Origin of the sequence: Bacillus methanolicus (assembly GCF_028888695.1) — a bacterium.
GTDB lineage: Bacteria > Bacillota > Bacilli > Bacillales > Cytobacillaceae > Bacillus_Z > Bacillus_Z methanolicus_B.
This window is the reverse complement of record NZ_PNFF01000001.1, coordinates 813,078-827,715: the sequence shown is the minus strand read 5'-3', so window position 1 is coordinate 827,715 and position 14,638 is coordinate 813,078. Positions and strand designations below refer to the sequence as shown.

Annotated in this window: 12 protein-coding genes; all 12 read right to left on the bottom strand. The window is 39.6% G+C overall.

Annotated elements, in window-relative coordinates; translation table 11 throughout:
- Positions 1–16: 16 nt before the first annotated feature.
- A complete protein-coding gene (locus tag C0966_RS04210) occupies positions 17–919 on the bottom strand; it encodes a helix-turn-helix domain-containing protein (RefSeq protein WP_274853955.1) in 903 nt (300 codons plus the stop codon).
- A gap of 21 nt (positions 920–940) precedes the next feature.
- Positions 941–1,732 carry a DUF3388 domain-containing protein gene (locus C0966_RS04205; RefSeq protein WP_274853954.1) on the bottom strand — a complete coding sequence of 264 codons (792 nt, stop codon included), beginning with the start codon at positions 1,730–1,732 and terminating at the stop codon, positions 941–943.
- A 185-nt stretch (positions 1,733–1,917) separates the two neighbouring features.
- Positions 1,918–2,175 carry a DUF3243 domain-containing protein gene (locus C0966_RS04200; protein ID WP_274853953.1) on the bottom strand — a complete coding sequence of 86 codons (258 nt, stop codon included), beginning with the start codon at positions 2,173–2,175 and terminating at the stop codon, positions 1,918–1,920.
- Between the two features lie 83 nt (positions 2,176–2,258).
- Positions 2,259–2,981: an elongation factor P 5-aminopentanone reductase gene (gene ymfI / locus C0966_RS04195; RefSeq protein WP_274853952.1), complete on the bottom strand. Its 723-nt coding sequence runs from the start codon at positions 2,979–2,981 to the stop codon at positions 2,259–2,261.
- A gap of 96 nt (positions 2,982–3,077) precedes the next feature.
- The gene (yfmH, locus tag C0966_RS04190; RefSeq protein ID WP_274853951.1) at positions 3,078–4,364 is read right to left on the bottom strand and encodes an EF-P 5-aminopentanol modification-associated protein YfmH; all 1,287 of its coding nucleotides are present in this window, start codon (positions 4,362–4,364) and stop codon (positions 3,078–3,080) included.
- Complete coding sequence (yfmF, locus tag C0966_RS04185) at positions 4,361–5,644, bottom strand: EF-P 5-aminopentanol modification-associated protein YfmF (protein WP_274853950.1); 1,284 nt, start codon at positions 5,642–5,644, stop codon at positions 4,361–4,363. Before yfmF ends, yfmH begins: the two co-directional genes overlap by 4 nt.
- Positions 5,645–6,177: 533 nt before the next feature.
- On the bottom strand, positions 6,178–7,137 hold the full coding sequence (locus tag C0966_RS04180) for an ABC transporter permease (protein WP_274853949.1): 960 nt from the start codon (positions 7,135–7,137) through the stop codon (positions 6,178–6,180).
- Positions 7,138–8,184 (bottom strand): ABC transporter permease, encoded by a 1,047-nt coding sequence (locus tag C0966_RS04175; protein WP_274853948.1) that lies wholly within the window; start codon positions 8,182–8,184, stop codon positions 7,138–7,140.
- Positions 8,177–9,712 carry an ABC transporter ATP-binding protein gene (locus C0966_RS04170; RefSeq protein ID WP_274853947.1) on the bottom strand — a complete coding sequence of 512 codons (1,536 nt, stop codon included), beginning with the start codon at positions 9,710–9,712 and terminating at the stop codon, positions 8,177–8,179. The genes C0966_RS04175 and C0966_RS04170 overlap by 8 nt, the downstream gene beginning before the upstream one ends.
- Before the next feature lie 229 nt (positions 9,713–9,941).
- Positions 9,942–11,042 carry a BMP family lipoprotein gene (locus C0966_RS04165; protein WP_274853946.1) on the bottom strand — a complete coding sequence of 367 codons (1,101 nt, stop codon included), beginning with the start codon at positions 11,040–11,042 and terminating at the stop codon, positions 9,942–9,944.
- Between the two features lie 83 nt (positions 11,043–11,125).
- Positions 11,126–11,851 (bottom strand): GntR family transcriptional regulator, encoded by a 726-nt coding sequence (locus C0966_RS04160; RefSeq protein ID WP_274853945.1) that lies wholly within the window; start codon positions 11,849–11,851, stop codon positions 11,126–11,128.
- A 378-nt stretch (positions 11,852–12,229) separates the two neighbouring features.
- Positions 12,230–14,572: a DNA translocase FtsK gene (locus C0966_RS04155; RefSeq protein WP_274853944.1), complete on the bottom strand. Its 2,343-nt coding sequence runs from the start codon at positions 14,570–14,572 to the stop codon at positions 12,230–12,232.
- Positions 14,573–14,638 lie beyond the last annotated feature (66 nt).

Here is a 14,638-nt window from a genome sequence, read left to right as displayed (position 1 = left end):
TCATCAACATTGATGACTATTCTGCCTTTGGTACATACCGAATCGTGATATCCTGTCGCACCGATTCAGAAGGCGGAACGGCAAACTCAACTTTTTGATCATTAATATAGATCTCTGTATTTGCTGAATTTCCCACGACAATCACAGCTTCTTGTTCTTTGGAAAAATCAACAGTCTGACTTTCGGTTCCTCCTTTTGATAAAGTACCCTGGAAAAAGGAATGGCCTTTGCCATTCAAAATATTAACCCAAGTCTCTCCGCCCCTAGAAGCAACTTTCAATAAAAACTTGTCGGCATTTTTCAATTCATATACTGTATTTCGGCCACTTGCTTCCACTACTGAAACTTGCTGTTCTTGAGCTTTCTCTTCTTCCACAGGCTCAGTCTCATCAGGACTTGTTTTTTCTTTTTCTTCTTTAGTTTCGGTCTTTTCGCTTTCTTCCACATCTTTTTCAAGATTGGCGGATTGTTCAAAACGAGCAGGTACATTCTTTTCCTGAACAGGTTCTTTCGCTTCATTCCGTGCATTTGATTGAAGGAAATACCAAATAAGCGCAATTGCACCGATGACAAAAACACCGATCAAAATTTTCGGGAGCATATCCAAAATTTTTGAGCTGTTCCCGGAAATATTCTTCCTGCTTTGAACTCTTGAAAGCTGTTCAGGCAATTCATTATCATATGTAGAAGGAATTTCATTTTTGTATTGTTCAAAAAGTTCTTCCGGTTCAATCCCGACAGCTTCCGCATATTGTTTAATAAAAGCGCGGACGTAGAACTTGCCGGGCATCATCGAATAATTTCCTTCTTCAATTCCCTTCAAATATCGCTTCTGAATTTTCGTTAAATCTTGCAGTTGATCCAGGCTCAAACCTTTTGCTTCCCTGGCTTCTTTCAGTCTGTTTCCTAATTCCGTCAACGAAAACACCTTCCATTATTGTTAAAAATTAAAACCTTCGAAATCAGAATCCGAAAATATATGATCCTTATCAACAATTTCATACGTAATCTCTTCATCGGGATCATTTCGAAGTTCAATGATATAGTCAAAATCATCCAATGAAAACTCGGTATTTTGAACGAAGATATCAGGATGTTCTATTACTTTTACAGCAGGAAGCTGCATAATTTCCCTTACAAGCTGCCAATGGCGCTCGCTTGCGCGCCGGGTTGAAACAATTCCATCAATAATGAATATATTATTTTCGTTATACTCGTCCTCTATTAGCTGGTTTCTGACCGTTTGTTTTAGAAGCGTCGATGACACAAACAACCAGCGCTTATTAGCGCTTACGCTAGATGCTACAACTGATTCCGTTTTGCCGACCCTTGGCATTCCACGAATTCCAATCAGTTTATGGCCTTCCTGTTTAAATAATTCTGCCATAAAATCGACGAGTAAACCAATTTCATCACGGACAAACCTGAATGTCTTTTTATCGTCTGCATCTCTTTGTATGTATCTTCCGTGACGGATGGCAAGACGGTCACGCAGTTTTGGCTCGCGAAGTTTTATCACTCTTATTGTATCCATTGTGTTCAAAATAGACTCTAGCCGTTCAATTTGTTCTTTATCTTTTGCTAAAATAAGTAGCCCGCGGCGCCCTTCATGGACCCCATTAATCGTAACAATATTTATGGAGAGCATACCTAATAGGGATGAAATGTCACCGAGCAGACCAGGACGGTTTTTTATAATCTCATATTCCAGATACCATTCCGTTTTTTTCATAAAAAAACCTCCTTCGCTTGCATGCTAGTGACAAATCCCATCATTTTTTCATCTAGCTTATATAATAAATGATTTTGATTGAAGATGAAAGGAAAAACAAAAACGTAAAAAACAAATTCAACCACTTGTAACAGAAACGTAAAAAAGAGAGGGCTTCCCTCTCTTTTTGCGTAATGGGTATGTTATTAGTGGGTTCCGTCATTTTGAACAAGCTTCACCATCATACTGGCGATCGCATGCTGTTCTTCAGGGCTTGCAACAGACCAAAGGTCCGCCAAAATTTTTTCTTGTTCATTCTTAGGCTCTACTTGCTTTGCAAGATAATCACCTATTTGAAATGCAAGATCATTGACCACTTCTTTGCTCATTCCGGAATTTTGCGCCTGATTCAGGCGATCGCCTAAAAAGTCTTTCCATTGATGCCAATTATCTAAAACAGACATTGTTTGAACCTCCTTATATGTTATTCACGGTTATTTTGCTTGATTGAGGTCCAAAATATTCATCGTTCGATAAAGGATTGTCATTAAGTATACCATCCGCCATTTACAGACAGAACCTGTCCTGTAATATAAGAAGCTTTATCGGAAAGCAAAAAAGAAACACTGTTCGCAACATCCATTGGAGTCCCGAATCGGCCGAGCGGGATATCCTCTTTCATTGCTTGCAAGTCCTCTTCGGAAAAATCATTCAGCATGGCTGTTTCGATTGCTCCGGGTGCAATTGCATTCACACGAATACCGTTTAGGGCAACTTCTTTACTTAAAGCCTTTACAAAAGCAATTTGTGCGCCTTTAACCGTTGAGTATGCGACTTCACATGATGCGCCTGTTTGCCCCCAAATCGAAGAAATCACAATAATATTTCCGTGTTTTTTTGCTGTCATTTTCGGAAGCAGTTCTTTTGTCAGCAACAGCGGTGTCGTTAAATGAACCTGAATTAAATCTTGGGCTTCTTTTTCGTCTAAATCGATTAACATTCCATATTGGCTTATTCCGCTATTATGAATGATGGCATCTAACGTAAAAACATTTGAAGTAATCTTTTTATAGCCGTCCAGTTGGGACAGATCGGCTTGTATAGGAATGAATTCCCCTTGAAAAACTTCCAGTTTTTGCAACAATTCTAAAATCGCTTTCTTATTGCGGTTGTAATGTAAATATAACGAATAACCTTCTTCAGCAAGCTTCCAGGCAATCGCCCTGCCGATTCCGCCGCTCGCTCCGGTTATGAGGGCATATTTTTTCATAAAAACACTCCGATAATAACGATTTTTACCCTCTTATTTTACTGGCTTTTGAAAAAGAAAAAAAGCGCCGTGCAAGCGCTTCTTTAAAAACGTTCATTATTTAGGAACAACTTGGCAAACAGAAAACCGTTCCTCGGCAATAAATGTATCCGCAACTTTTTTTACATCATTCAGGGTAATGCTTTCAAGTGTTGGAACAACATCAAACAAATTCATATCATTAAATGCATAGCGGGTAAATTGGTTGGCGATATATTCAGGTGAATTAATAGCTCTTAAGAACGAACCGATTTTTTTCCTTTTTGCCCTTTCCAGATTTTCTTCTGTAAAAATATTCCCTTCTTTTGCGTTGATAAACATTTTTTCTAATTTTTCCGCTAGTTTGTCTGGATCATTTGTATCTCCGCCGACCATCGCAAACCCGAAACCTTGTTCCTGTGTATAATCGTATGAAAATGTATCATCAATAAGCCCTTCATTATAAAGCTCATGATAATTGTTTGAGCTTTTACCAAACAGTACATCAAGCATGACATTAATCGTCAGCTCTTTCTTCAACATTTGTTCGCCCGATTGATTTACATCAAGAGCTTTTATACCGAACAGACATTTTGAAGTTTGAACATTCATTTTTAACACTTTTTTCTTTTCGGCTGACTCTTTCGGTTCATCGGGAAATTGCCGCTTAATTTCCGGCTGGTTATGATAAGTTTTTTTGCTTTGGTTTGCTATTATTTGATTCATAATTTTCTTAGGATCAACCGGCCCAACAACAAACAAAAGCATATTGCTTGGATGATAAAATGTGTAGTAGCATTCATAAAGCATATCTTTTGTTATTTCGGAAATGGACTCGATCGTTCCGGCAATATCAATCTTAACTGGATGGTTTTGATATAAATTTTCGATAAGGCCAAAATAAAGGCGCCAATCAGGATTATCGTCATACATTGTTATTTCCTGTCCGATGATCCCTTTTTCTTTCTCTACTGTTTTTTCTGTAAAATAAGGGTCCTGAACAAAATTGATTAATGTCTCAAGGTTTAATTCAACATCCGAAGTGCTGGAAAATAAATAGGCTGTCCTCGTAAAAGAAGTAAACGCATTTGCAGATGCCCCTTGGCGGCTGAATTGCTGAAACACATCTCCATCTTCTTTTTCAAACAACTTGTGCTCAAGAAAGTGTGCAATTCCATCAGGAACAGTAATAAACTCATTTTTATTTAGAGGAACAAAAGTATTATCAACAGACCCATACTTTGTCGTAAATGTCGCATACGTTTTATTAAACCCTTTTTTTGGAAGTATATACACATCGAGCCCGTTTTCAAGTTTCTCATAATAAAGTTCTTCTTGAAGCTGATCAAACGTTATTTTTTTCATTGGCTTCCACCTTCCGTTCCCGTTAAGAAGTAAATCGTATCTGCTTCAATTTTTTGGGCCACTTTCACGATGTCTTCCCGTGTGACTTGTTCCATTCCTTTGAGCCACGTTTGCAAATCAATCGGTTGTTTTGAAACAATATTATGGTATAATACTTCAACAATTCCCCTAGACGTATCGATCGTTTCAAGCAGCTGATTTCGGATCACAGCTTTTGTCTGATCAATTTCCACATCTGTAAAGTCGCCATTCTTCATTGCCTGCATTTGCTCATTAATAATTTGGACGGCTTGTTGATAATTTCTTGCATCTATTCCGGACATAACCATCATTAAGCCTTTATGGCTTTCAAGCCTGCTTGCGGCATAATAGGCCAGGCTCGCTTTTTCCCGGACATTTCGAAACAATTTAGAATGAGAGAACCCGCCAAAAATCCCATTAAATAATTGCAATGCATAATAATCCGGATCTCCATAAACAATATTCGTTCTGTAGCCAATGTTCAGTTTACCTTGCTTAACATCTTGTTTTTCAATCACTTCATTAATTTTTTCCTTTGTACGAACCGAAACTTTCTCCGCTTCTTTTGGGGTACGGTCATGAAATTTGATCAAATCCGAAGCAGTTTTGTAAACCTCTTCTTCATCAATATCTCCGATTATATAAAGATCCAATTCATCTTCCGCAAGGGCTTGTTGATAATATTCAAATAAATTTTCAGCATTGATTTGATTAACGGATTCCAATTCACCGTTTACACTTAAAGCATAAGGTTCTCCTGAACACATTTCTTGAATGAGGCGCAAATTGGAGTACCTCATTTTATCATCGTAAACAGATTGAATTCGTTGTTTCAATGTTCTTTTTTCCATTTCAACAGTTACCGCATCAAATGAATGATTGGAAGCATTCGGGTTTAACAATATTTCTGATAGTAATTCAAATGCATTTTTTAATAAAGGAGATTGATCACGAAGGAATTTCTCATTGGCGATCTCAATTGAAAACGTGATAACGTGGTACTCGCCTTTTTTCGCAAGATCGACATAAAGAGTTGCCCCATATAATTCGTCTAAATAGGACCGAAGTTTGGCTGTTGTCGGATATTTTTTTGTGCTGCTTTGCAATACATAAGGCAATAATGCTCTTTTCGTGACATCCGATGCTTGAAGCGGGGCCTTCATTTTCCAAACAAGTGTGTTTGTTTTATATTTATCTGTTTTTACAAGATGAAGCTTATAGCCACTCATTTCTTTTACTGTTTCCGATAAAGCTGTCATAAGCAGGCCTCCCATATAAAATTAGAACCCTATTTAAACAATATGTAACAAGTAATGCAGTTATTTTCTATATTATCCTTTGAAGATAAACATATTCTTTATTACTATACATTTCCAATGAGAAATATTTCAAGTAATTTGGGGGGGGTTGCTTGCTTTGTGTGGTTTACTTTGTTTTTTCGGTTTGGTTGGTGTGTGTTTACATAATATTTTTATTGTTTATTAATTATCATGAAAGCTCATAAAATTCATCTACGGCTCATATTTTGAATTGAAGGCTCATATATTGAAATAAAAGCTCATAAATCGAAATAAAGGCTCAAAAATCGAAATAAAGGCTCATAAATCGAAATAAGAGCTCATATGTCAAAATAAGGGCTCATAACCATGTTTCAGAGCAAATAAACCCGCCGTTCACTAACTAAAAATCCGTCCTTTAACAAAAAAAATCGAAGTCGAGACAAAGGAACGAATCAAAAACTCACTTATTTCTAAAAAAACCATGGTTCCATCTAAAGGAACCACGGTTTTTATTAACGGCTTCCTTTTATATAATGTGTTCCGACAGCTTTTGGCGCGTCGGCGCGGCCGATAAAGCCTGTTAAAGCAAGGATTGTTAATACATATGGAGCAATATGCAAGTAAACACTCGGGATGTTTTCCAAAAACGGCAAATTGGATCCGATAATACTGATACTTTGTGCAAAACCAAAGAACAGAGCTGCTCCCATTGCACCGAGCGGATGCCACTTACCAAAAATCATAGCCGCAAGTGCCATGAACCCTTGCCCGCTAATGGTTGCATGGCCGAAATCAGATGTGATCGCCTGTGCATAAACTCCGCCGCCGATCCCTCCAAGGGCACCTGACAAAATAACACCGATATAACGCATTTTAGTCACATTGATCCCCATTGTATCAGCAGCCATCGGATGTTCACCTACTGAGCGGAGGCGAAGTCCAAAAGGAGTTTTGTAAATCACATACCAAACGACCAATGCGAAACCAATAGCAACAAACGATGTCAAATACGTATTTGAGAAGAAAATCGGTCCAAGAAACGGAATATCTTTCAAAAAAGGAATATCTATTTTGTCAAATCCTTTTTGTATAATGTCCGTTTGGCCTTTTCCATAAATTAGCTTTACAAGAAAGAGTGTCAAACCAACTGCCAATAAGTTAATGGCAACCCCTGATACCGTATGGTCAGCCCTGAATGTGATGGAAGCAACCGCATGGATAACGGAAAATAATGCTCCAGCCAGCATTGCAACGAGTAATGCAACCCATGGTGTTAAGTTTCCAAAAATGTAAACATATGTTAAGTTAAAAACAATTGCAGTGAACGCTCCAATGACCATTAAACCTTCCAGCCCAATATTGACAACCCCGGAACGTTCGGAGAAAATACCGCCCAACGCGGTGAAAATAAGTGGAGCCGCCCAAAGTAATGTAGAAGGAATGATAATTTGCAAAATGTCCATGAAATCCACTTACTTCACCCCCTTATTATTGAATCTGTCAATGACCCAGCGGATCATATAACTAGAAGCTACAAAAAATACAATTAATGCAATAATAATATCAACCAATTCATTCGGAATTCCTGATTCGAGCGGCATGTTTAACGCACCGACTTTCAAAGCTCCGAAAAGAAGGGCTGCAAAAATTACCCCGACAGCAGTATTTCCGCCCAATAAGGCAACAGCGATGCCATCAAATCCAACACCTGTAAATCCGCCTTTTACAGCGGCATAACCAAATGTGCCAAGTCCTTCCATCGCACCGGCCAATCCTGCAAAAGCACCTGAAATCAACATCGATAGAACAATATTTCGATCCACATTCATGCCTGCGTATTGGGACGCATGGTGGTTAAAGCCGACGGATCTTAATTCATAGCCAATTGTCGTTTTTTCTAATAAAAACCACATAATCAAGGCACACGCAAGTGAAATCAAAATTCCCCAGTGAAGGCGTGAATAATCTGTTAAGCCTTCTAAAAACGGCGAACGTAATGACGCAGATTCAAAGATGGTTTTCGTTTTATCGCTTTTTTCCGATAAGACGGTTCTAATAATATAATTTGTCACATGAAGGGCGATGTAGTTCATCATGATTGTAACGATTACTTCATGAACCCTGAACTTTGCTTTTAATAAACCTGGAATGAACGCCCATAAAGCTCCGGCAACAGCTGCTGTCAAAATTGCCAGCGGCAAATGAATGACTTTCGGAAGTTCAAAAGCAACCCCAATCCAAACTGCAGCCAGCCATCCGACAATCAATTGCCCTTCGACACCGATGTTGAACAGCCCGACTCTGAAGGCAAATGCAACAGCTAAACCTGATAAAATATATGGGGTAACTTGTCTAATCACTTCACCTGTATAATATAAATCACCAAAGGCCCCATACCAAAGAGATGTGAATCCGGCAATCGGATCATAGCCGCTTACAATCATAATGATCGTACCTGAAAGAATTCCTAATAATACGGCTATGACCGGAATTAAAAGATTACGAATGCGCTTAGTCATTGGTTCCTACACCTGCTTCCTTTCGTTTCGCACCGGCCATTAACAAACCAAGCTCCTGTTCAGTCGTTTCCTTCGGATCAACAATTGCTATAATTTTCCCTTCATAGATGACAGCAATTCGATCACTTACATTCATAATTTCATCAAGCTCAAAGGAAATGAGTAATACAGCTTTTCCATTATCCCTTTGTTCGATTAGTCTCTTATGAATAAATTCGATTGCTCCAACATCAAGTCCCCTTGTTGGCTGCGCTGCAATTAACAGGTCCGGATTCCTGTCCACTTCCCGGCCGATAATCGCTTTTTGCTGATTTCCGCCGGATAGGGCTCTTGCAAGCGTATATTCACTTGGTGTACGTACATCGAATTCACTAATTAAAGTTTTTGCTTTACGATAAATTTCTTTGAAATTAAGGATCCCATTTTTCGAGAAAGGTTTTTTGTAATAGGTCTGAAGCACCATATTTTCTCCAATCGGAAAATCAAGAACCAACCCGTGTTTATGGCGGTCTTGCGGAATATGGCCGACACCTGCCTCCGTAATTTTCCGTGGCGTCATGTTTTGAATTTCTTTTCCATTTAATTTTATCTTACCGCTTTCTGATTTTCTTAACCCGGTGATGGCTTCAATCAATTCTGTCTGCCCATTCCCATCCACTCCGGCAATCCCAACAATCTCTCCGGCATGAACGGTAAGATCCAATCCGTTGACAACAGGCACTCCTCTGGAATCGTTTACAACTAAATTGTTTATTTCAAGTACTTCTTGCTTCGGTACAGGCGGCTTCTTTTCAGTCTTAAAAACGACTTCCCTGCCTACCATTAAGCTGGCCAATTCATTTGGGTTTGTGTCTTTTACGTTTAGAGTTCCTATCCCTTTGCCTTTTCGAATGACCGTTACTCTGTCGCACACTTCCATTATTTCTTTTAATTTATGCGTAATCAAAATAATCGACTTGCCTTCAGCAATCAAGGTTTTCATAATTTGGATCAGTTCCTTAATTTCCTGAGGAGTCAATACAGCGGTAGGCTCATCAAATATGAGAATTTCTGCTCCGCGGTATAATGTTTTTAAAATTTCAACCCTTTGCTGCATTCCTACAGAGATATCGGAAATTTTCGCTTTCGGATCGACGGCAAGACCGTATCGTTCTGAAATTTTCCTTACTTCTTGTTCTGCCTTTTTGATGTCGATTTTCCCTTTGGATGTAATTTCTTTTCCAAGAATGATATTTTCAGTAACCGTAAATGTGTCAACAAGCATAAAATGCTGATGGACCATTCCGATCCCTAAATCGTTTGCAATATTGGGGTTTGTAATTTTAACCGGTTTTCCTTTCACACGGATTTCTCCTTGCTCGGGCTGGTACAATCCAAATAGCACGTTCATCAGTGTGGATTTGCCGGCGCCGTTTTCCCCGAGCAATGCATGGATTTCCCCCTTTTTAACTTGAAGTGTAATATTATCATTGGCGACTATGCCCGGAAATTCTTTTCGAATATTGAGCATCTCTATAACATATTCCATTATTTTCACTCCTTCTTTACGTTATAGGAAATTATAATCAGTAGTTAGAGGTCAGACGTTTTAGTACTTTTAAAAATGGGAGTCACCCAAAAAAATCCTAACTGAAAAGCAGAAAATGTTCTGTTCTTCAGTTAAAATTTTGTTCCGCCGGCATAGCCTTTTATGATTTTCCACAAAAAAAGGAATAAGAGGCCGGCAAGCGACAGCCCGCTTATTCCTTCGCTATCATTTATTTTGCGGAAAATGATTTAAGTTCTTCTAGAGTAGAAGGAACTTTCACTTCACCGCTCTTGATTTTTTCTTGCCATTCTTTAACTGCTGCCTCGATATCGGATTTGTTGGAAAGCTCTTCATTAATTGGAGCTAAGCCGACACCATCTTCAGCCAAACCGTAAATGATCGCTTCCCCGCCAGGGAAGTTTCCTTCTTTTGCTTTAGTAGAAAGGTCTTTTACTGCGTTATCAACTCGTTTAAGAGCTGAAGTAATGATTACGTTGTGTTTTTTCCCATCAATTTCAACGACACCTTCTGCAGACTGGTCTGAGTCAACACCAATCGCCCAGATTTCTTTTGAAGGGTCTTTCTTCTTACGGTCGCGCGCTTCCGTAAATAGACCGTTACCTGTTCCGCCGGCAGCGTGGAAAATCACGTCCGCACCGGAAGAGTACATTTTAGATGCAATTGTTTTTCCAAGCTCAGCTTTGTCAAATGCACCTGCATACTGTACGTCAACTTTAATATCCGGGTTTACTGCTTTTACACCGGCCAAGAATCCGGATTCAAACCGTTCAATTACCGGAATTTCCATTCCACCGATAAAACCGATTTTGTTTGTTTTTGTCGCTTTCGCAGCTGCAACACCAGCTAAGAATGCCGCTTCTTGCTCTTTAAATAAGATGCTTACAACGTTTGGCTCTTTCACTTCGGCGTCCACAATTGCGAAATGCTTATCTTTTTGCTGTTGGGCGATTTCTTTAACAGCCTCTTGCATTAAGAAACCGATACCATACACTAAATCAAAACCTTGACGCGCAAGTGTATTTAAATTTGTAGCGTAATCTGCATCTGATTGTGATTGAAGGTAGTGGTAACCATCTTTTCCTTGTTTGAGACCGTTTTCTTTCCCAAATGCTTGAAGACCTTCCCAAGCAGATTGGTTGAATGATTTGTCATCAACACCGCCGACATCTGTTACCATTGCAACTGTAAATTTATCTTCTTTTGAACCTTCACCGGCTGATCCGCCATCTTCACTTTTGCCGCAAGCACCCAAAATTGTTCCGGCAGCAAGTACGAGTGACAGCGCTAAACCAAATTTACGCTTTTTCAACATTTGTACCCCCCAAAAAATTTGTGGTTTTAGTAGAAATGTTCAGAATAGGCCCATTGATTGCGTTTTCACTTTTAAAATGATTAAACTCTCTTCCGCAAAACATGGAATCTGAACTTATCAGCTTTGAAATAGTTTACCGAATAAAGGATGGGCTCGTCCATTTCATCATAGTGCATTTGCTTTAAAACAAGCAATGCTGTTTCGGGATCACATTCAAGGATGGGAGAAATTTTTTCGTGATAGCCTATAGGCTCAATATGGGCAACTGCATATGTAATTTTCCGGTTTGCCTTCATCTCCAATAAATTGAAGATGGATTCCTGTTCGAGAGAAAAATTCTCAGGCAAAATTTTTTCAGGAACTTTGTCGATACAATAGACAACCGGTTCCCCGTTAGCGGTCCTTACCCTTTCAATCACGACGATTTCTTCATCCAATGAACATGAGAAACGGCGAACGTCCTCCTCGGTCGGGCCTTGGGTTGACGAACTTAAGAAAATAGTTCCCGGAGTCATGCCAGCTAGTTGAATCATGTTCGTAACACTATTTAACTGCTCGATCCCTGAAGTAAACAGAGGTTTTGCATTGACAAAAGTGCCAACGCCGTGACGTCTGATAATCACATTCTCTTCTTCAAGAATTCGCAATGCTTCTCGAAGCGTGGCTCTGCTTACTCCTAATTGTTTAGCAAGATCAAATTCAGACGGAAGCTTTTCTCTTTCTTTATACAGCCCCTTTTCAATATCTTGCTTTAAGCGATCGATGACTTGTAAATACAAATGACGGTTATCTGACTTAATTGACATGCAGGCTCCTCCAACCATTTTCTCAAGACATCAGACCTCTGATGTTCAATCATTCCTACTAATCGAAAATACTATATCACTTTTTTCTCTATAAATAAATAGTGTTTCTCTACTTTGAAGAAAAAAAGGCGACAGCAGAAAACAGTCAAAATTTAATAAATAATCATACAGAAATGGAAGGAAAAATGCTGCTGAAAAATAGATGAATCTGCTTCCAATAAATCCAATTAGGAGGCTTCATTCTATTTTCATTAGGATATGTAAGCGCTTCAAAAAATATGTTGTATTTGAAGATTTTTCAGTGATGTTTTACGTCTTTTAATAATGAGGCTGACCCTTTGCTAATGAGCCAGCCCCATAATTACTTTTTCATTCATACTAGTTAGCTTCTTCTTTTGGCTTTGACACGAGAACTTCACGGGGTTTGCTTCCTTCATACGGACCAACGATCCCTCTTGCTTCCATTTCGTCAATAAGCCGGGCAGCACGTGTGTAGCCAATGCGAAATCTTCGCTGCAGCATGGAAACCGAAGCCGTTTGCATTTCTATTACCAGTTCGACAGCTTGATTATAAAGTTCATCGTCCACTTCAGAAGTATTCTCCGGAATATCATCAGGGATCATTTCTTCTTGATATTGTGCTTTTTGCTGGGAAATGACAAAGTTTACTACCTCTTCAACTTCTTCATCTGAAAGAAAAGCACCCTGGACGCGTATTGGTTTAGAAGCGCCAACAGGAAGAAACAGCATGTCACCGCGGCCGAGAAGCTTTTCTGCTCCTCCCATATCCAAAATTGTCCTTGAGTCAGTCTGTGAAGAAACAGCGAAAGCGATCCGGGATGGAATATTTGCTTTAATGACGCCGGTAATCACATCTACTGACGGTCTTTGGGTCGCGATGATTAAGTGAATTCCCGCTGCTCTTGCCATTTGTGCAAGACGGGTAATCGAATCTTCAACGTCCGAGGAAGCAACCATCATTAAATCAGCCAGCTCGTCCACAATGACAACAATATAAGGCAACAGAGGCTGTTTTGCTTCTTCTTCGGCATTATGCCTTTTAATGTATTCATTATAGCCTTCGATATTTCTCGTTCCGGTATGCGAAAACAATTCATAACGCCGTTCCATTTCGCTTACCACTTTTTTCAATGCTTGCGATGCTTTCTTGGCATCAGTGACGACTGGAGCAAGCAAATGTGGGATCCCGTTATAAACATTCAATTCAACCATCTTAGGGTCGATCATCATTAATTTAACTTCATGCGGTTTTGCCCGCATTAAGATGCTTGTAATAATTCCGTTAATACATACACTTTTCCCGCTGCCCGTTGCTCCTGCAACAAGCAAATGCGGCATTTTATTCAGTTCAGCAAGAACTGCTTCACCCGTAATATCGCGGCCCAGCCCGATCAGGAGCTTTGAATCAGGCTTTTCATTTTGTGTCGATTCAAGTACCTCGCGCAGAGAAACCATCGCAACCTCAGAGTTTGGGACTTCTATTCCAATTGCAGACTTTCCGGGAATCGGTGCTTCGATTCGAATGTCTTTTGCGGCAAGTGCAAGCGCAAGATCATCACTTAAGCTTACAATTTTGCTTACTTTTACCCCAACATCCGGATGAACTTCATATTTCGTTACCGCCGGACCGAGATGAACTTGTGTCACTCTAGCTTTTACGCCAAAACTTTGAAATGTCCGTTCCAATTTTGCTGCATTTGCATGGATCAGTTCATATTCTCTGCTCTGGTCTGTATGCCGCGGAAGTTTTAATAATCGAAGAGGAGGAAGTTCATAATCAATATTTTCAACCTCTGTAAATGTTATTGGCGGAGCGGAATCGTCATCACTTTCTTGTACAGATAAATCTTTGCTTTTCTTTTCAGGTTTTGTCGCAGAATCTCCAGCATGTTCTTGATAAGCTCTCTCCGTAAAGCTGGAGATGATCGGTTCCGGCGGGGAACCGATCTCCAATTCTGGTTGATCGGAATCTGTCATTTGCTCCGCTTCTTCTTTTTCCTGCGAACGGCGCAATCTTTCTTCTTGCCGCTGTCTCCTTGCCGCTTTCCTTTCCGTACGTTCAGTCCGCCAATTCTTTACATCTTCAAGAAAAGCAATCCACTGATTTTTTATGAAACTTCCTAGAAAAGAAAAAATCTTGCCCAGCGAATCGCCAAATGTTTTTCCTGTTAAAAGGACAAATCCAATCATAATAAAAACAGCTGCGATCAGCTTTGTACCTGCTTCATCGAACAAATAGTGGCAAAGCGCGAACAAAATTGCACCGATCATCCCGCCTCCGAGATCAGTTGTACTTGTCTCGCCCCGCACTTCCATCCAAAATAATTCCCATGTATTTGCAATAACGCTCGGGTCCTCGAATTTACCCCCGTTTGATAACAATTGAAACAGCGTAATATGGCTCAAAAGCAATATTGAAGAGATTATGAAATATAAACCGATCAGCTTTCGGTGAAAGAGAAATGGAAAAGACCGCTTCCACATCATATATGCAGAAACAAGAACAATCCCAAGCAGGATAAGCATATACCATTCTCCCATGAAAAACCGGAAAAATAGGACGAAAGCGTTTCCTACCGCACCGAGTCTGGCAATGGAGATGACCGCCAAAGCGATTAAAACTAATGCAGTCAGTTCATATTGAATCGTTCTTTTCATATGATCGTTTTTCTGTGAGCGTCGTTTCTTTGTTTTGGCCATTTCATCACCTTAATCATGTGTTTATTTTTCAGCATCATCAAAATTCTCTACGTTTAAACAAAATAT